The sequence below is a fragment of the Campylobacter concisus genome (genome assembly GCF_003048615.2).
Lineage (GTDB): Bacteria > Campylobacterota > Campylobacteria > Campylobacterales > Campylobacteraceae > Campylobacter_A > Campylobacter_A concisus_C.
Genome location: NZ_CP049263.1, coordinates 389,922 through 414,980, shown reverse-complemented (window position 1 = coordinate 414,980; position 25,059 = coordinate 389,922). Strand labels below are relative to the sequence as shown.

The window sequence follows — 25,059 nt, the reverse complement described above, 5'->3', positions numbered from 1 at the left end:
ATCAAAAATTTTTATAAATCAGCCTATTTTTTGCCTAAATTTCATAAAATGGCGCAAAAGGATAGAGAATGAAAACACTTACGATTATTGATACTTTTGGCTTCTTTTTTAGGCTTTACTACGCTATGAGCGGGCTTAAAAACAGGGAGGGCAAACCAAGTGGCATGATAAGCGGCTTTGCAAATTTCATAGCGAGCCTAAAAGATGAGTACCAAAGCGACTACCTCATCTTCGCACTTGATAGCAAGGGCAAGACCCTGCGCCATGAAATTTTGGGCGAATACAAGGCAAACAGGAGCGAGCCGCCAGCTCAGCTAAAAGAGCAGCTGCCAGTTTGTATAGATATGATAGAAAAAATGGGACTTTATAGCCTTAGCCGCGAGGGCTACGAGGCTGATGACATCATCGCAAGTGCGGTTAAAATTTGCAAAGATAAAGATATATTTGTGCGAATAGTCACGCATGATAAGGACCTTTACCAGCTCATAGAGGACGGCAAAGTAAGCATCTACAGCCCACAAAGCAAGATCGATCACGATAGCGCTAGCTGCTTTGAAAAATATGGCGTCTATCCAGCTCAGGTGAGGGACTTTTTAGCCATCGCTGGCGACAGCTCAGATAACATCCCAGGCGTCAAAGGTATCGGCGCAGTGGGAGCTAAGAAGCTTTTAGCCGAGTATGGCAGCTTAGAGGGAATTTATGAAAATTTAGCCCTTCTTAGAAACGAGCGCACCAAAAATATGCTAGCAGCCGCAAGAGACGAGGCATTTTTGAGCAAAAAGCTAGCGACACTCTTTGATGACGCGATCACTTCGCTTGATCTAGAGCACTCTAAATTTCCAGAGCAAAATCCTTTGATAAATATCTCAGAAATTTTAAAAGAATACGATCTAAACAGGCTTCTTAAGAGCTTGCAAAAAGAGGAAAATGCTGAATTTAAGCTTGGCTTTAGAGCAAATTTACTACTTGATGAGGCAAGCATTGAAAAGCTACTCTCTAGCGTCACACCAGAGACCATCGTCGCCTTTGACACCGAGACCACGGGCGTTGATAGCAAGAGCGCAAAGATCGTTGGTTTTAGCTTTTGCTTTAACGACGAGGACGCCTACTACGTGCCAGTGGCTCACAACTACCTAGGCGCGCCAAAGCAAATCGACCTAAAATTTGCCACTTGGGCGGTAGGGCAAATTTATAAAGGTTGCGTGATCGGACAAAATTTAAAATATGACTTTGAGATCGTGAAAAACAACCTTGGTCTTAATCCTCCAGCAAATTTCAAAGACACGATGATACTTGCTTGGCTTAGCGATCCAAACTCAAGTGTCGGCATGGACGCGCTAGCAAAGAGGCTTTATGACTACGACACGATCAAATTTGAAGATGTGGTCAAAAAGGGACAGACTTTTGGCGATGTGCCACTAGAAAATGCCGCTAAATACGCGAGCGAGGACGCTTGGATAACGCTTAAATTTTATAAAACTTTTTTAAACACACTTGATAAAAATTTACTAACCCTTGCCGATACACACGAGTTTCCTTTTATCCTCACACTCTTTGACATGGAGCAAAACGGCATCAAGATAAATGAAGCTAAGATGCAAAAGCTCATCCTTGAAAACGACACCAAACTAAAGGCGCTAACAAGTGAAATTTACGAGCTAAGCGGCGAAAATTTCAACATAAACTCCGTAAAACAGCTTGGCGTCATACTTTTTGAGCACTTAAAACTCCCTACCAAAAAGAAGACAAAAACAGGATATAGCACCGATGAGAGCGTGCTAGCTGAGCTTACGGACGCCCATCCAGTGATAGAGAAAATTTTGGCTTACAGAGAGCTTTACAAACTGCAAAGCACCTACTGCGAGCCACTTTTAGCACTTGCGAAAAAGGATGAGGGCTCACGAATTTACACGAGCTTTTTGCAAACTGGCACGAGTACTGGCAGGCTTTCAAGTAAAAATCCAAATTTACAAAATATCCCAGCTCGTGGCAGCCTCGCAAAGGACGTCAGAGAGTGCTTTGAGGCGCGCGAGGGATATAGCTTTGTGGGGCTTGACTACAGTCAGATCGAGCTTAGACTGCTAGCTCACTTTAGCCGTGATCCTGCGCTGCTTGAGGCGTTTAAAAATGACGAGGATATCCACGCAAGGACGGCTATTAGCATATTTGGTAGCAGCGACAGGCAAAATAGAGCCGTGGCAAAGAGTATAAATTTTGGTCTCATTTACGGCATGGGCTCAAGCAAACTAGCAAATCAAGTAAATATCACAAGAGCTGAGGCAAAAGAGTATATAGAGCGCTATTTTAAGGCGTTTGCGACGATCAAAGAGTTTTTAGAGAGCATAAAAATTTCAGCCAAAAACGATGGCTTTGTGCAGACACTACTTGGCAGAAAGCGCTACTTTGACTTTAAAAGTGCTACACCTATGCAAATAGCCATGTTTGAGCGCGAAGCGGTAAATACGGTCTTTCAAGGCTCAGCGGCAGATCTAGTTAAGATGGCGATGGTAAAAGTTAGAGCAAATTTAGATGAGAACGCAAAAATGTTGCTTCAGATACATGACGAGCTGATCTTTGAAGTAAAAGACGAGTTTGCGCAGGAATTTGGCAGGGCGACGCAAAAGACGATGGAGGAAATTTACACGCTAAACGTGCCACTTAAAACATCGCTAAATATCGCCAAAAACTGGGGTGAGTTAAAGTAACTCCATGCTTGGCTTACCCTTTTCTTTTTCTAAAAACTCAAGTAATAAAGTCATTTGTAGTTTTTGGCTTTCATTTCCATTTTTTGATATCTTATTAAACACCTCTAGGATTTTATTTTTAAGCTCATTGGCTTCCGGATGCCTATCAGGACGTAAAAATTTTACTGCACTATATACAAAATCTTTATTCGCATAGCAATATTTTTCTAAGTCTTCACTCTTTATTTTAGATGACAATACTTCTGGTATTGGACTCTTACTCTTGAGAATATTTTCTATTATACCTTCTGCAGTAGATATTTTAAAAAACTCTTTTTCATACATAAGTTTATTGTATAAATCTTTAATTTGGTCATCAAAACCATTCATTTTATTGATAATCTCTGTATCAAAATATTCATATTGTTTATTATCAAATATAGATTTTAAATGTTTTAGTAATACTTCGATAGCAAATTTATGATATTTTTCTTTATGCTTTTCGTCAAATTCTCCTAGTTTTTCTATATACAATAAAAAAGAATCAAATTCTACTATATCTAATATTCTTTCCTTATTTTCTTCTAAATAACCAAAAAGTTTATTTGTAAAGTCAGAATTTTTGTATTGCAAATCATATATACCATTAAAGTATTCATTTATAATGCTATTTTTTACTTCTTCAAATTGCTCCCTCTCTATTAGCCTCCCAACTATTTTCTTAAATTCATCAGCATCTATAATCGATCTTTTTACATAAGAAAATATATTTAAACTTAATTGATGATAGTCTACATCTTTAGAGAATATTAATGCATCTACATTACTGAGATATCCTTTGTTTTTAAACAAGCCATATATGTCTTCCAATTCACCATAAAAATTTCTTATACCAAAGAATTGCTCAAGCTTACTTAGAGAATTCATAGAGTTTATAACAGATATTCCCAAAATAAACATCAAAATACAATCCTTTGTTTTTTTATGATTTTCTTCTACATTCTCTAAATATTTATGATAATCATTTAAAGCATTTATAGCTCGTCTAATTACCCTAATATTATTTATCTCATGTTTTTTAAAATATTGTCGTGCCACTTCTTGGTAATTTCCAACTAACTCACCTGAAACAATACTAAAAGATTCTTCAGGAGTTGGATTATAATAAAATTCATAATCCATAATTTTATCTTTGTGTTCTGATAAAATTTTTTCTAGTTCCATTTTGCTGTTATCTTCTTGAATATTGTTTCCAGACTCTTGATCTTCAATATCTCCACCGCACTCATTTTGATTATTTTTGACAAAGGTGGTCATTTTTGATCTATTTAAAATCATTACTATATGACAATTTTGTTGCTCTTTATATTCTGAAATCAGCCCTAGAATATCTTTTAAATTTAATTTATCAGAGATTCTTTCGAAGTCATCAAAACAAATTATTGCGTCTTTGTACTTATCCGTGTACAGGAGATCCAGCATAATTAAACTAAATTCTGCAATTTTGTTATCGACAAATCTTTTTGTAAAGAAACTAAAAAAACCTGTAGGATTAAACTTTTTACATTTTTCTAATATCTTTGATAAAATTTTATTCTTTTGATAAAATCTTAAACTTATCTCTTGCTTTATTTCTTGGATGCTTTCCTTACCGAACAAGGAGACATAAACAGATTTTTCATTAAATTTTGCATCAGAAAAATTTTTCCAAAAAGTTGTTTTCCCTACGCCCCATTCACCATCTAGAACAATGCATGTGCCAACTTTACGTTTTAGTATTTCTTCTAGTCTTTTTTCAATATCTACTTTTGAGCTATTCATAGCAAACCTTTGCAGATTTTATTTTTAAAAAATTCCAATAGAAATTTAACATAACCGGCTAAAAAGTCATCTTATAAAAAGATATGCATTTTTGTTTTGAAGTAGTGAAATTTGTGAATATTAGGATTTAAAATTTTCTATGAGATCTTTAAAAACTTCATAAAGTTTATTTATTTCATCAACGCTAACTCGTTCGTTTTTGGCGTGTATGCGGTCATTTATGACGCCAAATTCTATCGCATCTACGCCAAATTCAGCAAAGTGCCTAGCATCGCTCGTGCCGCCCTTTGTATTTAAAAGTGGCGTAACACCGGTGATCTTTGTGACAGATGTCATTAAATTTCTTACGATCTTGCTATCTTTGTTCGTTAAAAATCTCTTCGAGCTTTGCTTTATACTAAGCTCGTAGCTAAGCCCATCTAAAACGCTTCTAAGATAGCTCTCAACGTCATTTACATCGGTTAAATTTGAGTTTCTAACGTTAAACATTATGCTAAGCTCGCTTGGCGTGACGTTGCAAACCTGCATGCCGCCACGAATGTCCGTCACCACGATCTTGCTTGGGCTAAAAAACTCGCTCCCTCCGTCCATATCGTGGTCAGCTATCTTACTTAAAAGTGGAGCTATTAAATTTACTGGATTTATGCATTTTTCCGGGTATGCCACGTGACCTTGAACGCCCTTTATCACGATCTTGCCATTTATCGAGCCACGTCTGCCGACCTTTATGCTATCGCCAAATTTTTTATCACAAGTTGGCTCAGCCACGACACAAAATTTGGGCAGATCCCCTATTTCACGCAGATATTCAAGTGCCAAAGGCGTGCCATAAGTGCCATCGCCCTCTTCGTCACTTGTTAAGATGAGGCTTAGTTTGCCATTAAATTTTGCATCTTTAGCAGCACAAACAAAGGCAGCCACGCCGCTTTTCATATCCTGCGCACCCCTTGCGTAGATGTAGCCATCTTTTTCTAGCGGAGTAAATGGCTCGCTATCCCAGCCATCTCCTGGAGGCACGACATCAACGTGCCCTGCAAAGGCTAGATGTTCGCCGTCTCCATAAATTTTAGAAAGTATGAGATTTTTTGTGCCGTTTTTTTCTATAAATTTAGCTTCAAAATTAGGCAAAAATTTAGCGATAAACTCTAAGCTGCCTGCATCATCTGGCGTGATAGAACGAAATTTTAAAAGCTCTTTTAAAAAGCTAACTACCACTTAAAGCACCCTATCTTTTGGCACACCGATATAAAATCCTTGAAATTCATCTATGCCTATCTCTTTGCATATCTCAAATATCTCTTTTGAATGTACATATTCAGCTATCGTCTTTATGCCAAGATCTTTTGCAAATGCTACGATTGCACTTGCGATTGAGTACGAATCCTTATTAATATCTATATCTTTAATAATAGAGCCATCAATCTTTACATAGTCTGGCTTGATCTTTATAATGTAAGAGAAGTTCGAGTAGCCAGAGCCAAAGTCATCGATCGCGATCTTTGCACCCATACTTTTTACACGCTCTATAAAATTTGAGACTCTTTCGACATTTTTAAGTTCTTCATCTTCTACGATCTCAAAGACAACTCTACTTGCAATATTGTTTTTATTAAGCAAATTTAAAACAAGTGCACTGACATCGCCATCGACCATATCCCTGCCACTTAAATTTATAGAAAGCATCAAATCGTCTTTAGCCATAAGTTCATCAAAACACTTCTTAATAAGCTGTTTTTCCAGATCAGCATAACGTTTAATACGTTTTGAAATATCCAAAAAAGTGTTAGGAGAAATAACATCGCCTCTATCTAGAATCCTAATCAAACATTCATATTTTATGATTGATTTTTTACCATCGACTATTGGTTGATAATAAGGCACGATATTGTTATTTATTGTTGCATATTGTATAAGTTTAGATCGCTCGATCTGGGCGGCATATTCATCTTTTTGATTAAGTCCTTTAAAGTAACAAACATAGTCTTTGTCCAGCTCTTTTGCTGTTTTTAAAGCAATAGTTGCCTTTCTTAAAGTCTGGTCATTATCAAGCGCAAAACCTATAGTACTATGTATCTCGATACCCTCTATATCTTTACCATCCTCATCTGTAACACTTAACATATGACCTTTAAAAACATCAATAAGATCCGCAACCATATCTTCATATCTATCTATAAAGCTCTCACTATCTTCTACTAAAGCAAATCTATCCGCCTCGATACAATATGCTTTCATATTCTCATTTTTAGCAAATTCGCTAATCAAATCAGCCATCTTGACTAAAATCTGATCACAGGCAAATTTGCCATAATAATCATTCATCCTACCAAAATCATCTATGTCTATAAGCACTACCTTTGGATTTTTATAGCTACTAACATCGCGTATAAGAGCTGATTTGTTAAAAAGGCCCGTCATAGGATCTATATAAAGTTTTTCGCCTAGTTCTGCTAATTGCTCGGAACTATTTATTTTTAAAGTGTTATATTCAAATTTTTCTTTTATATATTTCACTGCATAAAAGATGCAAATAGCCAATGCAATAATCACGCCGAAAAGACTCAACAAAACGGTTAAAGCCATATTGTTTACAAGCCACTCAAAAAAATATTCGTCATGTGTGCCTGTAATGCGATGATCCACCTTTGTTTTTAGGCCAAGTATATACTCACCAACTGGTACAAACATACAAACTTGGGCAGTGTTCTCTGGTAAAATTTTTGCCCAGAAATAATCCTTTTGAAAATTGTGAGTAAAGATATTCCCACAGCTCTTATCTTCAAAATCTTGATTTATCATTCTTTTTTTTGAAGATGCTGCGATCTTGTAGCCATTTTTATTATCATCTTTTAGCAAAAATATATCACCAATAGCGCTATCGTTTATGTAAGATTGAAAATCAGCAACATCATATTTGCTAACATTTTTGAAATAATTAACATATTGATATGTTAAATAATCAACTTTTTTTCTGAGGTCGTAATTGTTCTCAGAAGAAGCACTTGTGTATTTATAATAAAAAACAATCAAATTTCCAGCTAAAAAAACGCCACCTAGAATAAAGATTAAAATAATAACCGTCTTAGCAATATTTGGATATTTAACTTCTAGTTCGTCCTTGTTCTTCAAAAGCAACTTTCCTTTGTGTGTTTGAGATGATTATAGCCATCTTTAAATAAAATTTAACTTTTACTATAAAAAGCAACCTGCTAAAGCTTAACGATCTTTGCACCGTATCCGCCTTGATTTGCCGGTGCATCATGAAATTCTTTCACGCTTGGATGCTCTTTTAAGAAATTTTTAACCGCAAAGGCAAGCTTACCAGTGCCGATACCGTGAAATACGCTAACCTCATCAAACCCCATAACAAGACTATCTGAGATAAATTTATCAAGCTTAGCTATCGCCTCGTCAGCTCTCATGCCGTGTAGATCAAGCGAGAGCGAGGCCGTTTTTGGCTTATCGACACTTAAACTTACGCCGCCTTTTTTAGGTAAAACTACCTCGTTGCCATTTTTTCTTAAAAGCTCGAGTGGCACGCGCAAATTTATGCCATTTGACTCGATCATCGCGTCATTTTTAGAGATGCTTAAAACCGTGCCTTTTATATTTTCATACTTCACCCTATCGCCTACTTTTAGGCTCTCACGCTCAGTTTTTTTAGGCTTAACGATGGCGGCTTTTTTCTCATTTGCCACGTTTAGCGCTCTTTGCTTGTCTTTTATATCCTTGAAATTTATAACAGCTTTTGCCGCATTTATCGCTTCATAATACTCTTTTTCGAGGCGCGAAATAGTCGCATTTAGCCTGATCTCATTTTTCTCTTTTAGCTCTTTTTGCTCCTCAAGCAAGCGCTCCAGCCGCTCCTCTTTTGCCGTGACCTCTTTTATGCCCTCATCAAGCTTGGTTTGTAAATTTAGCGTCTTTGTGATGATCTCGTTTAAATTCTCTTTATCTTCGCCGTAAATTTTCTTTGCCTGCGCCACTAAATTTTGAGATATGCCGTATCTTGCCGCAGTTTCAAAGGCGTAAGACTTGCCGATCGTGCCCTTTAAAAACTCAAATTTAGGCCTTTGAGCCGCCTCATCGTAAAGTGCTGCCACTAGCTCAACCTCTGGATTTTTAGCTAATAGCATCGCAAGGCGCTTGTGGTGGGTCGTGATGATCATTTTGATATCTTGAGTGATGAGGCGCTCTATCATGACGCCATACAAGCTCGCAGCCTCCTCAAAATCGGTGCCAAGCTCGATCTCGTCGATACCGATGATGATCGATTTTTTAGTAAAAAGCTTTGCAAAGTGCACCATCCTGCCAGCAAAGGTCGAGATGTCGTTTTTCACGCTTTGCGGATCTTCTATGATCGCGTCAAATTCTTTAAAAGAGCCGATGCTTGAGCGGTTTACGTCGATACGCATAGGCAGCAGATACTTTGCAAGCAGCGTGGCTGAGATGATTGATTTTAAAAGCATTGACTTACCGCCAGCATTTACGCCGGTTATTAAAAGCACCTTTTTACTAAAATCCACACTCACGCTTTTTGGATTTTTTAGCGCTGGATGGGCAAACTTTTCAAGCTTTATAACATGCGAGCTATTTGGCAAAACAAACTCATAGTCACGTGACCTAGCCAAATTTACACGAGCCTGATATGCGTCAAACTGATCAAAAGCGTTATTTATAAATTTCAAAAAGAGCAGGCTCTTGCTCATCTGCAGGCTAAATTTCTTGCAGTGCTCAAAAATGATCTCCTCTTTTCTATCAAGTAGCTCGCTTTGCTCCTTTTTTAGGCGCTCGGTGCTTGCAGGTGCGACGTAGAAGTAGCCACCCGAGCTTCTAGCGATCACGGTGCCTTTTAGGGCGTGATTAAAGCCGCCACGCACCAAAAGTGCCTCTTGCGAGTTGATGTAGTGCGTCTGGGTATCGACTAGATAGGGCGTGATGTGCTTTGAATAGATGAGCTTTTTAAGCTCAGCGTCGATCTGGCGCTTTTTCTCGCTAAATGCCTGCTTTATCGCAGCAAATCTCTCATCCACGCTGTCGCTAAACTCGCCGTTTTCATCAAAGCTGTTTGCCATCTGGCTCATCGCTTCAGGGATTTCAACCTTTGCTATCCACTCGCCAAGCCTGCCTTCAAATTTTTGCTTTTTTAGATATGAAAAATACTTAATAATCTTTGCAAACTCGTAAATTTCGCTGATGTGAAGCACTGCTTGCTTGCTAAGTCTCATAAGCGCATCATCAAGCTCTTTTATCTCGTCAGGTACCTTAAAATCATACTTTGAAAGCTCGCTAATGTTTTCAAAGTGGATTTTGCTGTCGCCTTGTAAAAATAGCGGTTTTTGCCTTGCTAAAAAGGAGTTAAATTTATCCAGATACTCGCCCAGATCGAGCTTTAAAAATATCTCTTCAGTCATTGCTCACAACTTTTTATAGGCACGATGACGCCTGAGAGATCACTAAATTCTCGTTTTGGCAAAAATGACGCCGTGCCAAATTCGTAGTTAAATTTCTCAGCGCTCACGTTGTATTCGCCACATTTTAGTGTTTTGCCCTGTTTAAAATCGCTAACTAGCTTTGAGATGGCGTCCTCGTTTTTTGATAAATTCTCTTCGTAAAAATAGACGCAAACAAGGATCACTACAAGCACCGCGCTAACGAGCGCTTTAACGCCTTTGCTGATCTTTTCATCTTTTATCGCCCAGATCGCTCCAAAAAGTAGCATCACGCCGGCGATTATTATCAAATTTCTTACCATTTCACGCCTTTATATTTTGCGATGAGCTCTTTGTAAAGCTCAGCATGAGGCTTGATCTTTTCTAAAATTTCAGCCCTAACCTCGCTGATATCTTGCTTTTCAACCAGCAAACAAACGGCTAGATAGGGGGCATTTGGCAGCATCTCTTTTATCTGGACGCTATTTAGCTTTTGTGACCTTGCAAGCGCGATCAAGATATCTTTTTTACCTAAATTTATAAGGCTTGAAATTTCTTCTTCGCTAAGCTCTTTTTCTTTTATCTCTTTTAAAATTTCATTTTCATCTTGAGGCTTGAAACTACTTAGATCCATTAATATCCGCCTCTTAGTTGCACGCTGATATCGCCCGCTCCAAAGCCAACTACGATGCCGTCACTTAGGCGGTTTTTCACGCCAAATTCATCTGTAAATTCTATCCCCTCTTCAACCCTCTCGACCTTGTCGGTAAAGATCGGATTATACTCGCTAAATTCGCTCTTCATATCAACTTCGATCGGATTTTCTCCGGCTGCATAAACTGGCAAGATGACAAGCTCATCAACGCCCTTAAAGCACTCTTTAAAGCCAGGTAAATTTGTGCTAAGTCTTGTGTAGCGGTGTGGCTGAAATATCGCTGTGACGCTCTTTATACCTAAAATTTTAGCGTATTCAAAGACTGATTTTAGCGTCGCTTTTATCTCGGTTGGATGGTGCGCGTAGTCGTCTATTAGGACGAAATTTTTATTTGCGCTAAGTATGTCAAAACGCTTTTTGATGCCTTTAAAATTTAGTAAATTTTCTCTTATGTCTTTTAGCGGCGTCTCGTGCATCGCTGCAAGAATGGCCAAAGATGCGTCTATGGCGATGTGCTCGCCCATGCCAAAGGCTTCAAATTTGCCTAAATTTTTAAGGTTAAAGCTGGTGTATGGCTGATAGTCTCTTACCACCATCGTAAGCTCTGTGATATCACTGCTTGGATAAAGCCTGATCGCATCAAGCTTAAGCGTGCTTAAAAACTCGTCCTCAGCGTTTATCACCCTAACCTTGGCTCGCTCCAAAAAGCCCTTGTATGCTGCGTAAAATTTAGCTAGATCGTAGTCATAGTGCTCCATATGCTCTGGCTCTGCGTTTGTGACGATGGCTAGATATGGGTTTGAGTTTAGAAAGCTAGAATCGCTCTCATCAGCCTCAAATACGACGTTGTCGCTTTTGGCGTAGCGCATATTTGAGCCAAACTGCTTTGAGATGGCGCCGATGATGACTGAGCCTTCAATAAGGCTTGCTAGCATCGCTGAAGTGGTACTTTTGCCGTGTGCGCCAGCAACTGCAAAAACGCACTTATCTTCAAGCACATAAGGCAAAATTTCTTTTCTTGAAAAGCACTTTATGCCCTTGTTTCTGGCCTCCACTAGCTCGATGTTGTCCTCTTTTATCGCAGCTGAATAAACCACAAAGTCTTGATCTTTTATCGCCTCTTTGCAGTGCGGCGTGATGACCTCGATGCCTTCACTTTGAAGCTCTAGCGTCGTCTTGCTCTCTTTGATGTCGCTGCCGCTTATCTTGTGGCCTTTTTCGTGTAAAAACCTAGCGATGGCTGAGATGCCGATGCCGCCGATGCCTATGAAATGGACTTTTCTGATCTCATTGTTTAGCTCTTGCAAATTTTATCCTTAAGTTTTTCGTGATTTTAACAAAAACTACTAAATTTAAGGCTGAAAAATGGCTTTTATTTGCTTAAGCTAAAGCTCTCTTCTATCAGGTCAAAAAGTGTTTTTTGTGAGATTTTGGAGTTTAAATTTACGCTTATCCAGTGCTTTTTATTCATGTGATAGGCTTTAAAAATTTGCCGCTCATCAACTAGTACCATGGCTAGATCTGGGCTGCATTTTAGATTTAAAACCTCTATCACTTCGTCACTTTCAAGACCTAGCTTGCTAGCGCTTAGCTGCATAAGTAGCGCAAACCACTTCTTGTTTTTCTTGTGACGAAAGACACTAGATTTTGGATACTTTGGGAAAAGTTGCTCACCCAAAACATCAAATTTCTCTTTTACATATTTTTCAACGTCGCTTCGTTTCAAATTTCACTCCGAAAGGCTAAATTTACAAATTGTAAATTCATGCGGTGCGAAGCACTGAAGCATGCACCTCTAACGTCGTAAGGGTTGGGGGTTGTTAAGGGGGAAGGGTACGACTTCGTAATTCAAGTCCCTTCCCCCTTATATCAAATTTACCTTAGAGTTTTAAGTAAGAAAGTAAATTTAGATATTCTCCCCAGCTATCATGCCAAATGTCAAGCAGTCAAGTATCGCGCAGCTACCAAGTCTGCTAGCTCCGTGCGTGCCGCCAGTGACCTCCCCAGCAGCGTAAAGTCCTTTGATCGGCTCATCGTCGATGTTTAGCACCTGAGCTTTGGTGTTGATCTTTACGCCGCCCATTGTATGGTGAAGCTTTGGAGCGCCACGCATAGCGTAAAATGGAGCTTGTGAGATAGTGATGCCATCAGTTAGCTTGATTGGCTTATCAAAATCCTCATCCTTGCCTTTTTTAACAAATTCGTTGTATCTCTCAACCGTTTTTTCTAGCTCGCCAGCTGGCATTTTGTAGTATTTAGCAAGATCTGCTAGCGTGTCAAATTTCATTATGACGCCGTTTTTCATAGGATTTGCAAGGTCGCTCTCGACTAGCTTTGCAGCAGCTACTGAGTCGCATAAATTTATAGGATAGCTGTCGCTTTTAGCGTCAATTATCCTAAACATCGCATCAGCTCTTATCTTGCGGTCAGCAAGCTCGTTCATATAGCGTTTGCCGGTCTTTGGATCGACTGAGATGCCGTATCTAAAGGCAGCTTGTGAGGCAAATTTACTTGTGATGCCGTTGCCTTTTTCGTCAGGGCATTTATATGGGATGTATTGTATCCAGCCGATTTGAACAGGCAAAGCGCCTATTTTTAGGGCTGAGATCAAAGCACCTGCAGTCGCTCCTGGGTGGTTTGTGGTGTCAAATTCAGGCACCGCGCGTGGGTCTTGAAGCTTTCTAAAAAATTTATCACTGCAAAAGCCGCCGCTTGCTAGCACTACGCCTTTTTTAGCCTTTATAAATTTACGCTCGCCGCTTTTATTCTCTTTGTCATCGCTAAATAGATTTTTATCAAATTTATAGTCATTTCGCACCGCAACGCCTACTATTGCGCCATTTTCATCAGTCACAAACTCATCAAATTTGCACCTTGTTCTTAGCTCGCAGCCTTGTAAATTTTTAAATGTCTCAGCTAGAGGCTGGACTATGCCAGAGCCACTTGTGTTTTCGGTGTAATAAGTCCTTGGCACGCTGTGACCGCCCTCAAGAAGTAGCTTATCTAGGTATTTTGCGCCGTGTTTTACGGTGAAGTTAAAAGTATCGACCGCTCTATCAGCAAGGATGCCAAGAAGCTCCACGTGGTTTAGCCCAAGCCCAGCTTTGACGCAGTCTGAGATGAAGAGTTCTTTTGAGTCTTTGACTCCGTTTTTCTTTTGAAGCTCGCTATTTGGCACGGCAAAAATTCCGCCATTTATCACAGAGTTGCCGCCAACTCGCCCCATTTTCTCTAAGATAAGAACCTTGTTGCCTCGCTCATTTGCCTTGATACCAGCTGCAAGACCAGCAAAACCGCTACCGATGATAACGACATCCCACTCCTCGTCAAATTTGACATCTTTATCTCTAAAGACTGGCATATCGCTCGCATAAACTCCGCTTGCAGCAAGAGCCGAAACAGCACCAAATTTTATAAAATCACGTCTAGAAACTTTACTCATAGCGTCTCCTTTTTAGTATTACGCCAAAGCCTGTAAATTTTAAATTTACACCTTAGTTTAAACCCTTTGTGATTACTAAAATTATAGGATTATTTATGATAAAGATTACTTAAAATTATTTATTTTGTATTAAGATTTGCTCTAGTGATGAGTTTAAATTTTGCCTTTACAAAAGCACTCATTTTCGTGATCATCGATGACGCCAACACCTTGTAAAAACGAGTAGATGATCACAGCACCTACAAATTTAAAGCCACGCTTTTTCATATCTTTTGAGATGCGCTCTGAGAGCTCACTGCTTGCTGGCATATCTTTGGCGCTTTTTATGTCATTTATCACGCGCTTGCCATTTGTAAATTTATAGATGTAGTTATAAAACGAGCCAAATTCAGCACAAAGCTCTAAAAAAGCTTTGGCATTTTTTGGCAAGGAGTAAATTTTAAGGCGGTTTTTGATCGCTCTATCATCTCTTAAAAGGCTTTGAAGCTTATTTTCATCATAAAGTGCGATCTTTTTTGCATCAAAACCATCTAAAATTTGAGCAAGCCCAGCTCTTTTTCGTAGCACATAGTCCCAGCTAAGCCCTGCTTGAAAGCCCTCTAAAATGAGCATTTCAAAGAATTTCTTATCATCTTTGACCGCCCTGCCCCACTCATAGTCATGATAGCTCTTGCTAAATTCGCTCTTTTTGGCCCAGGAGCAGCGCTTCATCTTTTAAATTTAGCCTCTATCTGCATAAAGCCCCAGGTGCTTCTAGCCTCGCTAAGCTCCTTTTTGCTAAGCTCATCGATCATCATCTCTTCATTTTTGCCAAGCCTGTTTTTGACCTCGCCAAATGGGCTAATAAGCATCGAGTCGCCGTAAAAACTCCACTGCTCGTCCTCACTTTTGTGGCTTCCCACGCGATTTACACGAAGCACATAAACGTTGTTTGTAAAGGCTCTAACCTTTAAAAGCTCCTCCCAGCGCGCCTGCGAGAAAAACGTGCAAGCCGTTGGCACAAGCACGATATCGACCTTTTTAGCACTCATATAGGCCCAGCACACGTCAAAATGCGCCTCGAAGCCAAACATGACACCAACCTTAAATTTATCGTATGTAAAGATAGGCAAATTTAGCTCCTCGCTTGCGTTGCTAAAAAACTTCGCCTCGTTCCAGTGCGCGTAAGGCATGAGGATCTGCTGATCATATAGCTTTACTTGCGTAGGGCTAAATTTGGCTAGGCTTTTAAAAATTTCTTTGCCTTTTAAATTTATGATAGGTGCGATGATGTTTAGATCATACTTTTTTGCCATCGCAAAGAGTGCCTCTTTTTTGCGCTCGCTCTGCTCTTTTATGAGGCTTTTTGGCATGCTAGCAAGCTCTTTAAAAAAGCTATTTAGCACGTATTCGCCAAGGACAACCAGCCTTGCGTTTTCATCAGCACAAATTTTAAGGTAATAATCAAGCCTCGCCTCGCTTAAAGGCTGCGTTGGTAGCTGAAGGGCGCAAATTTTACTCATCATCCACCTGCTTTATGCTAAGTTTTGCGTTTTCTAAAATTTCTCTTGCCTCGTTTAAGAGCTTTTTGCCCTGCTCGTGCAGCTTTATGCTGTTTTCTAAGCTCACATCATCTTTATTTAGATCGTTTAAAATTTTATCAGCTAGGGCTAATTTTTCTTCAAAACTTTGCTCTTTTTGCTCCATTTTCTATCCTTTTAATATATTTTTTATATATCCATCAAATTTTTCTATCTCGACCAAAAAGGCGTCGTGGCCGTAGTTGCTATCTATCTCAACAAAATTTGTCTTTGCGCCTCTGCCCATCTCGCAAAGTGCGTCATAAATTTCTCTCATGCAGCTTGGCGGAAAGAGTAGATCACCTTTGAAAGCGACTAGATGCAAATTTGCTTTGATCGGCGCAAGGGCGTCTTTTAGGCTATCGTAGTGCCTTGTGCAGTCAAAGATATTCATCATCTTTACGATGTATAGGTAGCTTAGCGGGTCAAACCTCTTTGGGAAGTTGTAGCCGTTATACTCCATGTAGCGATCGACCTGAAAATGCCCAAAAAGATCGTAAAGGCCGTCAGTTTCGACGTAGTTGCGTCCAAATTTTTTATCCATGCTATCAGGGCTTAAGAAGCTGATGTGCCCTGCCATCCTGCCGTAAGCCATGCCTTTTAGTCCATTTTTTCTTATAAATTCCGCGTCATATTCGCCATTTTTGAAATTTTCATCGTTTAAAATGGCTTCAATGGCGATTTTATTAAACGCTATCGCCCAGGGCTTAGTCTGATAGGTGCTCGCAAGCATTATGATATCTTGCGCAAATTCTGGAAACTCGATAGCGTAGCAAAGTGCTTGCATACCGCCAAGACTGCCGCCTATCACGGCTCTTGCCCTTGTGATGCCAAGCTCGCTAAATAGCCTCATCTGCGCCTTTACCACGTCACTTATGGCAAGGACTGGGAAATTTAGCCTATACTCTTTGCCGCTACTTCGATCAACGCTTAGCGGCGAGGTCGAGCCAAAGCACGAGCCTAAGATATTTACGCAAATAACGTAAAATTTATCCGTATCAACCGCCTTTTTGCTGCCTATTAGCCCGTCCCACCAGCCAGCTTTCTCATCACCTGCGTAAGTGCCAGCAGCGTGGTGCGAGCCAGTTAGGGCGTGACAGATCACGATAACGTTGCTTTTATCAGCATTTAGCGTGCCGTAAGTCTCATAAATAAGCTTGAAATTTGATAGCATACGGCCACTCTCAAGATAGAGTGGCTCGTTAAATTTAATAGTTCTAGTTTGCAGCTCTAACACTAATTAACTTTGTAGTTTGGTGCCTCGTGAGTGATAACTACGTCGTGGACGTGGCTCTCTTTTAGTCCAGCGCTTGTTATCTCGACAAATTCAGCTCTTTCTTGAAGAGTCGGGATATCTTTTGCGCCAACATAGCCCATAGCGCTTCTTAGGCCGCCTATTAGCTGATGGATCACATCTTTTATGCTACCAGCAAATGGCACACGACCCTCGATGCCTTCAGGAACTAGCTTATCTTGAGCTGTACCCTCTTGGAAGTAGCGGTCTGAGCTACCCTTTGTCATAGCGCCTATTGAGCCCATACCACGATATACTTTGTACTGGCGACCTTGGAATGTTATAAGCTCACCTGGGCTCTCTTCGCAACCTGCAAGCAAGCTACCTGCCATAACGCAAGCAGCGCCTGCTGCAAGGGCTTTTGCTACGTCGCCTGAGTATTTTAAACCACCGTCTGCGATAACTGGGATGCCATATTTTGCTGCTTCACTTGCGCAGTCATCAATAGCTGAAATTTGAGGCACGCCAACGCCAGCAACGATCCTTGTGGTGCATATTGATCCTGGTCCGATGCCTACTTTTATGCCGTCAGCTCCTGCTTCTGCTAGGTCTTTTACGGCTGCTGGATTTGCGATATTGCCAGCTACGACATCGACATTAAAATTTGCTTTTACCTCTCTTAAAGTGTCGATAATGCCCTTTGAGTGGCCGTGAGCTGAGTCGATGACGATGACATCTACGCCAGCATCAACTAGCGCTTTAGCGCGGTCTATCTGACCCACGCCAATAGCCGCAGCCACGCGAAGTCTGCCGTAGCTGTCTTTGTTTGCATTTGGATACTCTTTACGTTTTTTTAGATCTTTTATGGTGATAAGTCCGTCAAGTCTGCCATCTTTATCGACGATAGGTAGCTTCTCAACCCTATTTTGAGAGAAAATTTTCTCCGCATCATCAAGTGTGCAGCCCTTTGGTGCAGTAATTAGCGGTGCTTTTGTCATGCGGTCTTTTACCAAAGTGCTCATATTTGTCTCAAATCTCAAATCGCGGTTTGTTAAAATTCCTATTAGTTTGCGGTCTTTGTCGATGACTGGAACGCCTGAAATATGAAGATCTGACATAAGGCTTAGAGCTTCAGCCACGGTCGCTTCTGGATTTATAAAAATAGGATCGATAATGACACCACTTTCGCTTTTTTTGACGCGTTTGACCTCTTTTGCTTGGCTTTCGACGTCCATATTTTTGTGGATGACGCCGATACCGCCAAGCCTTGCCATCATGATAGCAGTTCTATGCTCAGTCACCGTATCCATCGCAGCAGAGACGATCGGGATATTTAGCGTGACATTTTTGCTGATCCTGGTTTTGACATCAACTTGCTTTGGCAAAATTTCAGAGTATTGCGGTACAAGAAGCACATCCTCAAATGTTAAAGCTCTCTTTACTATCTTCATATTTTTATCCTTTTATTAAATTTTCTAGGCTCTTAGCACCATTTATCAAGGTCTGTTCGTCCCACGCTTTTGCGATGAGCTGGGCGCTCACGTTTAAATTTTGATCATCTTTGCCAACTGGCACAGAGATAGCTGGTAGGCCTGCTAAATTTACGCTGATCGTGTAGATGTCGCTTAGATAGGCTTGAAGCGGATCGCTGTGTGCTCCAAATTTATAAGCTGTACTTGGAGCAACTGGCATGAAGATAAGGTCATTTTCTTCTAAAATTTTCTCGTACTGAGCTTTTATATGCGCTCTTGCTTTTTGCGCTTTGATGTAGTAAGCATCGTAGTATCCGCTACTTAGTACAAATGTACCAAGCAAAATTCTCCTTTTTACCTCTTCGCCAAAGCCCTCAGATCGCGAATTTACATATAGCTCTTTTAAATTTTTAGCATCTGCGCGTCTGCCATATCTTACGCCATCGTAGCGGCTTAAATTTGCGCTTGCCTCTGCGGTTGCGATGATGTAGTAAGCTGCGACGTCATATTTTGAGTCTTCAAAATTTGTGTAAGTTACGCTGTGGCCGTGTGATTTTAGCTTCTCTATAGCTAAATTTAAAGCAGCTTTTGTCTGCTCGCTTGCGTTTTCGACGTAGTTTTTGATGACACAAATTTTTAGTTTTTTGTTGCCATCTATCTTGTCGCTAACGCTCACAAATGGCACATCTGCGCTCGTGCTATCTTTTGGATCGTGTCCAGCGATCGCGTCATATAAAATGGCTGCATCTTCTACGTTTTGAGCGATCGGACCTATCTGATCAAGGCTGCTTGAGTAGGCACCAAGGCCATATCTGCTCACTCTGCCATAAGTTGGCTTAAGTCCTACGCATCCGCAAAATGCCGCTGGCTGGCGGATCGAGCCACCAGTGTCGCTACCAAGTGCTGCTACTGCAAGACCAGCTGCGACTGCTGCTGCCGAGCCACCGCTACTGCCACCTGGGACGTGAGCGTGATTTAGTGGGTTTAGTGTTTTGCCATAAAATGAGCTCTCAGTCGTGCTTCCCATCGCAAATTCATCCATATTTGTGCGGCCAAATGGAGCTAAATTTTTGCTAAGTAGCTTCTCGATAACGGTTGCATTATAAGGTGCTACGTAGCCTTGTAAAATTTTAGAAGCACTTGTGACGCTCCAGCCTTTTACTTGGATGTTGTCTTTTATAGCGATAGGCACGCCCTCGCCTAGTTTTGCGATCTCTAAATTTGCTAGCTGCTCGACATAAGCGCCAAGCTCTTTTTCTTTTATGATCTTCGCCTCAAGCTCGGCTCTTAAATTTTTTATCTCTTCAGCTGAAAATTTCAAAGCTTCTTTTAAAGTTACCACTATTTTTATCCTTTAAATTTATTAACCAAAAATATGCCAAACAAGCTAACAACGACCACCGCAGCGATCGTTGCTATTATGATAGTTGCGCTTACTGGCTCACTTAGCACTTATGACCTCTTCACATCTTGGACATAGCGCATCTTCTTTGCTAGCGTTAAATTTCCAGCATCTTGGGCATTTGTGAAGGTTGCTTGCTATGATCTTAAATTTATCGCCCTCTAGCTCAAACTCGGCTAGTGGCTCGCTATCATCATAAGCTTTAACTGAGCTTACCATGTAAAGATCGGCCACTTCGCGCTCGTCGTAGCCTGTGATGTTGTGGTTAGTTGTCTCTAGGCTTAGCTCTAGGGTTGATTTTATCTTTTTCTCTTTTTTAAGAACATCCACGATCTCGTTAAATTTCTCCCTGCTGGCAAAAAGCAGCTCATCTTCAAAGCTAAGGTCAAATTTGATAGGCTCATAGACTAGGTCAAACGCGTCTTTTGCCTCGCCTTTGATGATATTTGGAGCGTAGTCCATCACCTCATCGACGGTGTAAGTAAGCGTTGGAGCGATGAGTGGCAAAAGTGCCTTTGTGATGATCGCCATCGCGCTTTGAGCCGATCTTCTTCTTGGAGCGTCTTTTGCGTCGCAGTAAAGTCTATCTTTGCAAATGTCAAGATATACGCCGCTAAGATCGGCTGATAAGAAATTTAAAAGGATGTTAAAGCCTTTTGAAAAGTCATAGTTTCTAAAGCAAGCGCTCGCATCGTCAAAGACCTTTTTAGCGCGTGCTAGTATCCATTTATCAAGGATGTTAAACTCTGTATTTAGGCTCTCAAGGTCATTTACGTTTGCTAGTAAAAAGCGGATAGTGTTGCGGATTTTGCGGTATTGCTCGCTGATTTGTTTTAATATATCTTCGCTTATTTTTAGGTCACTTGAGTAATCACTCATACCAACCCAAAGGCGTAAAATTTCCACGCCGTGAGTTTTGGCCACGTCTTGTGGAGCGATGACGTTGCCCTTACTTTTGCTCATCTTCTCGCCCTTGGCATCGACAGTAAAGCCGTGAGTTAGTATGCTCTCGTAAGGTGCGTGAGAATTTATAGCTGTGCTTACTAGAAGCGAGCTTTGAAACCAGCCGCGGTGCTGATCTGAGCCTTCTAGATACATGCTTGCAGGGTATTTGCCAGCGTCGTAGTTGTCGCTTTGCAAGACCGCATGCCATGTCGAGCCGCTATCAAACCAAACGTCAAGAATGTCCATCACTTTTTCTAAATTTTCAGCCTTGTATTTTGAGCCCGTTGGTAAAAGCTCGTCTATGCTTAACGCCCACCACGCATCAGCGCCTTTTTCTTTGAAAATGCCTGCGATGTGGTCTAAAATTTCACTATCAAATATAACTTCTTTTGTCGCTTTATCTCTAAAAAACGCGATCGGCACGCCCCAGTCACGCTGACGAGAGATACACCAGTCTGGGCGATTTTCTATCATCGAGCCTATTCTTTTTATGCCAACGCTTGGGTAGAATTTAACCTTTTCAAGCTCTTTTAGCGCTGTTTGCCTAAGCGTTTTTCCACCTAGTTTAGCCTCGTCCATAGCTATAAACCACTGCTTTGTGGCTCTATAAATGACAGGCTTGTGCGTTCTCCAGCAAAATGGATAAGAGTGTCTAAATTTAGAGACGCTAAGCAAGCTTTTGCCAAGTAGCTCTAAAATTTTCTCATTTGCTTTAAAGATGTGCATACCGACAAACTCGTCTACCACGTCACTTCTAAATAGTCCGTGATGTTTTATGCTCTCATCGTAGCAGCCACCGTCATCAACTGGCATCAAAATTTCACTAAAGCCATATTTCAAACATACGTAGTAGTCGTCCTCGCCGTGTCCTGGAGCTGTGTGAACAAGTCCAGTACCGCCGTCCATCATGACGTGGTCGCCTAGTAAAAATCGCGACTTTCTACCGTTTAGTGGATTTATCGCGTGAGTGTTTTCAAGTAGGCTTGATTTAAACTCTTTTTTGATCTCGCCCTTGCTTAGGCCGCTCTGCATGATACTCTCAAGCAGAGGCTTTGCAAAGATCAAATTTTCAGCTGTTAGCACGTAAATTTCATCTGGATTTAGGCTAATAGCTTGATTTGCTGGAAGTGTCCAAGGCGTGGTCGTCCAGATGACAGCGCTCGCCTCTTTTACGCCAAGCTTTTCTAGCGCGTCTGCGTCAAGGCCAAAGGCTACATATATCGAGTAGTCCTCTTTTTCCTCATACTCAACCTCAGCTTCAGCTAGCGCTGATCTAGCCGCCCAGCTCCAATAAACTGGCTTGCTTCTCTCTACCAAAAGGCCTTTTTTAGCGATCTCGCAAAGCGCTTTGTAGATGTCAGCCTCAAACTCAAATTTCATCGTCATGTATGGATTTTCAAAGTCGCCGATGATGCCAAGGCTTTTAAACTCATCGCGCTGGATATCTATAAATTCTCTCGCGTGCTGCCTGCAAAACTCTCTGATCTCGACCTTACTAAGCTCTTTTTTCTTATCGCCAAGCTTTACTTCTACTTGCTGCTCGATCGGCAAGCCGTGGCAGTCCCAGCCTGGCACGTAGCGGACGTTTTCGCCATAAAAATAGTGCGTTTTTGTAATGATATCTTTTAAAATTTTATTTAACGCGTGGCCGATGTGAAGGTGTCCGTTTGCATACGGAGGGCCGTCGTGGATGTTGAAACTTTTAGCCGCATTTTGGCGGTTTTTCTTCATTTTTTCGTAAACCTTGCGGTCTTCGTACCATGATTTTAGTCTTTGTGGTTCATTTTGTGGGAGATTTCCGCGCATCGGAAAATTTGTCTCTGGGAGTAAAAGTGTCTCTTTGTAGTCCATTTTTTACCTTGATTTTAAAATTTGCTAATTTTACACCTGTGCTGGTTAAATCACACTGAAAAATAGTATAATGAGGCAAAAAAAGGAGCTTAAAAATGAGACAAAGTATCTTGATAATAGGCGAAGATCTTGAGATAAATAGAGAATTTCTAAACTACATTTTTCAAAGCTACGAGGATCATTTTGGCGAGCTTGGAGTTGTCAGTTTTGCTCCAAAAAATAGCAAAGAGCTACCTTTTATCATCGAAAATTTATCAAAAGATTACGACTTTGTAAGCATTTTTGGCTCGGATGAAAATTTTGCCATCGCCGCAAAGATCGTAGCGACGCTAACAGGGGGCTCGCTTGAGCTAAAAGATAGCACGACACTTGCACTTAAAGATAGCTTAGACTACTCAAAAAATAGCTTTTTAACCAGTCTAAATAACGCCCAGATAAATCTCATAAAAGCTAATCCAAATGAAGAGCTAGGCGAGTTTCTCACCGAGTACGAGCCTGATTTTAGCTACTTTCATCTAATAGACATCGACGCAGATAGTGCTAAGATCCTTATGCTGCCACTTGCTAAAACTTACGAGGTCGATATCACTCTTGCGCAGATCCTGCCAAATTTGATACTAGTAAGAGCAAAAAGCAATAAATTTGGCCAGATCGAGAGCTTTTTACAAGGTGTAAAAACGCTATTTTCACAAAAATTTATCCCGCAAAAAGATGTGATCAAATTTGTAGCAAATAGGCTCATGCAAAAGGGGCTTAAAATTTCATTTGCTGAGTCTTGCACGGCTGGGCTTGCGGCGGCTAAATTTGCAAGATATGGAGGCGTCTCGGCTAGCTTTGATGGCTCGCTAGTGACCTACGCAAATCACATAAAGCATGAGTGGCTGGGCGTTGAGGATGAAATTTTAGATACTTACGGAGCCGTGAGCGAGCCTTGCGTAAAAGCGATGGTAAAAGGCACGCTAAGCACGACAAATGCGGACTTTGCACTTGCCATTAGTGGCATCGCTGGACCAGGTGGTGGCACAGCTAGCAAGCCAGTTGGCACGGTATATGTCGCAGCTGGCGATAGAAACGGCAACATCGAGGTTGAGAGGCTACTTTTAAAAGGGGATCGCAACTACGTTAGAGAGCAAAGCGTGCTAAGCGCCTATCTATGTTTGCTTCGTCTAAAAAGCGAGATATTTTTCGCGTAAATTTTATCTTTTTAAATTGCACTAAATTTAACGGCGACATTTGCAATAAAATATCAAAAATAAAAAGCCAAATTTAGGAGGCTAAAGATGTTTAAAAAGATATTGTTGTTCGCCATTAGTGCGTTATTTGCATTTGGCGCTGAGGCACAAGCGGGCGAGATAAAAGCAAGTGACTCGCCCTTTGGTTACGCTAGCATTGGTGCAGAGCAAAATTTTGGCGGATATGCCGGTAAAGAGAGTAAAGAGGTCACCGTAAAAGAGAGACAAGAGCTCGTAAAATACGCCAAAATGGGTGGTTACGCCATCTATGTGGATGGGCTCATAGACCTTAGTGAAGGCAAGATCCCGCAAAATGGCAATAGCGATGGGCTAGATAAATTTATAAGTGAGATTAGCGGTGGCGAGTTTAGCTCTTATACCAAATTTATGCAGGCTTACGGCGCTTCGTGCCGTGCATTTTTAGATGGTTCGCAAGATCCAAAGCTAGTAGCGCTTCGCAAAAATTTAGCTAATGAGTACAAAAAGCTCATCGTAGTGCCGGTAGCTAGCAATACCACGATAATCGGCCTAGGCGAAAACTCAGGCATAAAAGGTGGCTCACTTTTGCTAAAAAATGTCCAAAATATCGCGATCCGCAACATATTGATCGAAGATACTTTTGATCCATTTCCAGATGTACAAAAAAATGACGGCTTTAATGCGCAATATGACGGCGTTAGCATAGAGTCAAGTAAAAACATCTGGATAGATCACTGCCATTTTAAGGATACTGTTGAGCTTAGCCATGTGAATTTAGCAGGCGGAGAGCTTACCAAATGGCAGACTTACGACGGAACTGTGCGAGAGATAGTGCAGCTATCACGATCTCGCACAACATCTTTGAAAATCACGACAAAACGATGCTAATAGGCTCAAGAGACTCAGACGGCAGCAGCGAAACGAGGACCATAACGGTCGCTCATAATATTTTTAATAACTGCGCGCAACGCCTACCTATGGCACGCAATGCAAAGGTGCACGTCTATAACAACTTTTACGACTCAAAAGATGGCTTTTATGACCAAAAATACGCCATTGGCGTGCGCTTTGGCTCGCTAATATACGCTCAAAACAACTACTTTACAAATGGCGTCAAGATAAGCTACAAATGTAACAAAGGCACCATTTTTGAAAGCGGCAACATAGACCTTTCTAAAAAGGGCAGCGTTTGCGAAAAGCTAACCAAGCCGCCATTTGAGCCTCCATATAAATTTGAGCTCCTCGAAGCTTTAAGCGTCCAAAACGAAGTAAATAAAAACGCAGGCACAGGCAAACTAGCCGTTATAAAGTAAAACCAAAGCCCCGAGCTAGCCAAAACGCTTGGGGCGTG

The 25,059-nt window shown here is 40.9% G+C and carries 20 protein-coding genes; 4 read left to right on the top strand and 16 right to left on the bottom strand.

Annotated elements, in window-relative coordinates:
• Nucleotides 1-68 precede the first annotated feature (68 nt).
• Complete coding sequence (gene polA, locus CVS89_RS02150; RefSeq protein WP_107848154.1) at nt 69-2,705, top strand: DNA polymerase I; 2,637 nt, start codon at nt 69-71, stop codon at nt 2,703-2,705.
• Here the strand turns inward: polA and CVS89_RS02145 are convergent.
• From CVS89_RS02145 to ileS, 16 genes are all read right to left on the bottom strand, one after another.
• Nucleotides 2,697-4,505, bottom strand: a complete 1,809-nt coding sequence (locus CVS89_RS02145; protein WP_107848153.1) for a P-loop NTPase fold protein — start codon at nt 4,503-4,505, stop codon at nt 2,697-2,699. The genes polA and CVS89_RS02145 overlap by 9 nt on opposite strands.
• A 120-nt stretch (nt 4,506-4,625) precedes the next feature.
• Entirely contained in the window at nt 4,626-5,720 is a 1,095-nt protein-coding gene (dapE, locus tag CVS89_RS02140) for a succinyl-diaminopimelate desuccinylase (protein ID WP_107848152.1), read from the bottom strand.
• Nucleotides 5,721-7,634 carry an EAL domain-containing protein gene (locus tag CVS89_RS02135; RefSeq protein ID WP_107848151.1) on the bottom strand — a complete coding sequence of 638 codons (1,914 nt, stop codon included), beginning with the start codon at nt 7,632-7,634 and terminating at the stop codon, nt 5,721-5,723. It lies immediately after the preceding gene.
• Between the two features lie 80 nt (nt 7,635-7,714).
• Nucleotides 7,715-9,919: an endonuclease MutS2 gene (locus CVS89_RS02130; RefSeq protein ID WP_107848150.1), complete on the bottom strand. Its 2,205-nt coding sequence runs from the start codon at nt 9,917-9,919 to the stop codon at nt 7,715-7,717.
• Nucleotides 9,916-10,260 (bottom strand): hypothetical protein, encoded by a 345-nt coding sequence (locus CVS89_RS02125; RefSeq protein WP_107848149.1) that lies wholly within the window; start codon nt 10,258-10,260, stop codon nt 9,916-9,918. Before CVS89_RS02125 ends, CVS89_RS02130 begins: the two co-directional genes overlap by 4 nt.
• Complete coding sequence (locus tag CVS89_RS02120) at nt 10,254-10,571, bottom strand: hypothetical protein (protein ID WP_107848148.1); 318 nt, start codon at nt 10,569-10,571, stop codon at nt 10,254-10,256. Before CVS89_RS02120 ends, CVS89_RS02125 begins: the two co-directional genes overlap by 7 nt.
• A complete protein-coding gene (gene murC / locus CVS89_RS02115) occupies nt 10,571-11,878 on the bottom strand; it encodes a UDP-N-acetylmuramate--L-alanine ligase (protein ID WP_107848161.1) in 1,308 nt (435 codons plus the stop codon). The genes CVS89_RS02120 and murC overlap by 1 nt, the downstream gene beginning before the upstream one ends.
• Before the next feature lie 86 nt (nt 11,879-11,964).
• The gene (locus CVS89_RS02110) at nt 11,965-12,318 is read right to left on the bottom strand and encodes an MmcQ/YjbR family DNA-binding protein (RefSeq protein ID WP_107848147.1); all 354 of its coding nucleotides are present in this window, start codon (nt 12,316-12,318) and stop codon (nt 11,965-11,967) included.
• A 180-nt stretch (nt 12,319-12,498) separates the two neighbouring features.
• The gene (locus CVS89_RS02105; protein ID WP_107848146.1) at nt 12,499-14,034 is read right to left on the bottom strand and encodes a flavocytochrome c; all 1,536 of its coding nucleotides are present in this window, start codon (nt 14,032-14,034) and stop codon (nt 12,499-12,501) included.
• 153 nt (nt 14,035-14,187) lie between these two features.
• Nucleotides 14,188-14,745, bottom strand: coding sequence for a DNA-3-methyladenine glycosylase I (locus CVS89_RS02100; RefSeq protein ID WP_107848145.1), 558 nt, complete (start codon nt 14,743-14,745; stop codon nt 14,188-14,190).
• Nucleotides 14,742-15,536 carry a carbon-nitrogen hydrolase family protein gene (locus tag CVS89_RS02095; RefSeq protein WP_103590118.1) on the bottom strand — a complete coding sequence of 265 codons (795 nt, stop codon included), beginning with the start codon at nt 15,534-15,536 and terminating at the stop codon, nt 14,742-14,744. The genes CVS89_RS02100 and CVS89_RS02095 overlap by 4 nt, the downstream gene beginning before the upstream one ends.
• Nucleotides 15,529-15,720 carry an exodeoxyribonuclease VII small subunit gene (gene xseB / locus CVS89_RS02090; protein ID WP_004317712.1) on the bottom strand — a complete coding sequence of 64 codons (192 nt, stop codon included), beginning with the start codon at nt 15,718-15,720 and terminating at the stop codon, nt 15,529-15,531. Before xseB ends, CVS89_RS02095 begins: the two co-directional genes overlap by 8 nt.
• A 3-nt stretch (nt 15,721-15,723) precedes the next feature.
• Nucleotides 15,724-16,830, bottom strand: coding sequence for a homoserine O-acetyltransferase MetX (metX, locus tag CVS89_RS02085; RefSeq protein ID WP_103642546.1), 1,107 nt, complete (start codon nt 16,828-16,830; stop codon nt 15,724-15,726).
• Nucleotides 16,830-18,278 carry an IMP dehydrogenase gene (guaB, locus tag CVS89_RS02080; RefSeq protein ID WP_107848144.1) on the bottom strand — a complete coding sequence of 483 codons (1,449 nt, stop codon included), beginning with the start codon at nt 18,276-18,278 and terminating at the stop codon, nt 16,830-16,832. The genes metX and guaB overlap by 1 nt, the downstream gene beginning before the upstream one ends.
• Before the next feature lie 4 nt (nt 18,279-18,282).
• Nucleotides 18,283-19,641: an Asp-tRNA(Asn)/Glu-tRNA(Gln) amidotransferase subunit GatA gene (gene gatA / locus CVS89_RS02075; protein WP_107848143.1), complete on the bottom strand. Its 1,359-nt coding sequence runs from the start codon at nt 19,639-19,641 to the stop codon at nt 18,283-18,285.
• Between the two features lie 99 nt (nt 19,642-19,740).
• Nucleotides 19,741-22,497 (bottom strand): isoleucine--tRNA ligase, encoded by a 2,757-nt coding sequence (ileS, locus tag CVS89_RS02070; protein WP_107848142.1) that lies wholly within the window; start codon nt 22,495-22,497, stop codon nt 19,741-19,743.
• Nucleotides 22,498-22,592: 95 nt separating this feature from the next.
• Between ileS and CVS89_RS02065 the strand changes: the two genes are divergently transcribed.
• The 3 genes from CVS89_RS02065 to CVS89_RS10125 all read left to right on the top strand — a co-directional run bounded on the left by CVS89_RS02065 (nt 22,593) and on the right by CVS89_RS10125 (nt 25,021).
• Entirely contained in the window at nt 22,593-23,690 is a 1,098-nt protein-coding gene (locus CVS89_RS02065) for a CinA family protein (protein WP_107848141.1), read from the top strand.
• 87 nt (nt 23,691-23,777) lie between these two features.
• Entirely contained in the window at nt 23,778-24,596 is an 819-nt protein-coding gene (locus tag CVS89_RS10130) for a hypothetical protein (protein ID WP_265094323.1), read from the top strand.
• A complete protein-coding gene (locus CVS89_RS10125; protein WP_265094322.1) occupies nt 24,506-25,021 on the top strand; it encodes a hypothetical protein in 516 nt (171 codons plus the stop codon). The genes CVS89_RS10130 and CVS89_RS10125 overlap by 91 nt, the downstream gene beginning before the upstream one ends.
• Nucleotides 25,022-25,059 lie beyond the last annotated feature (38 nt).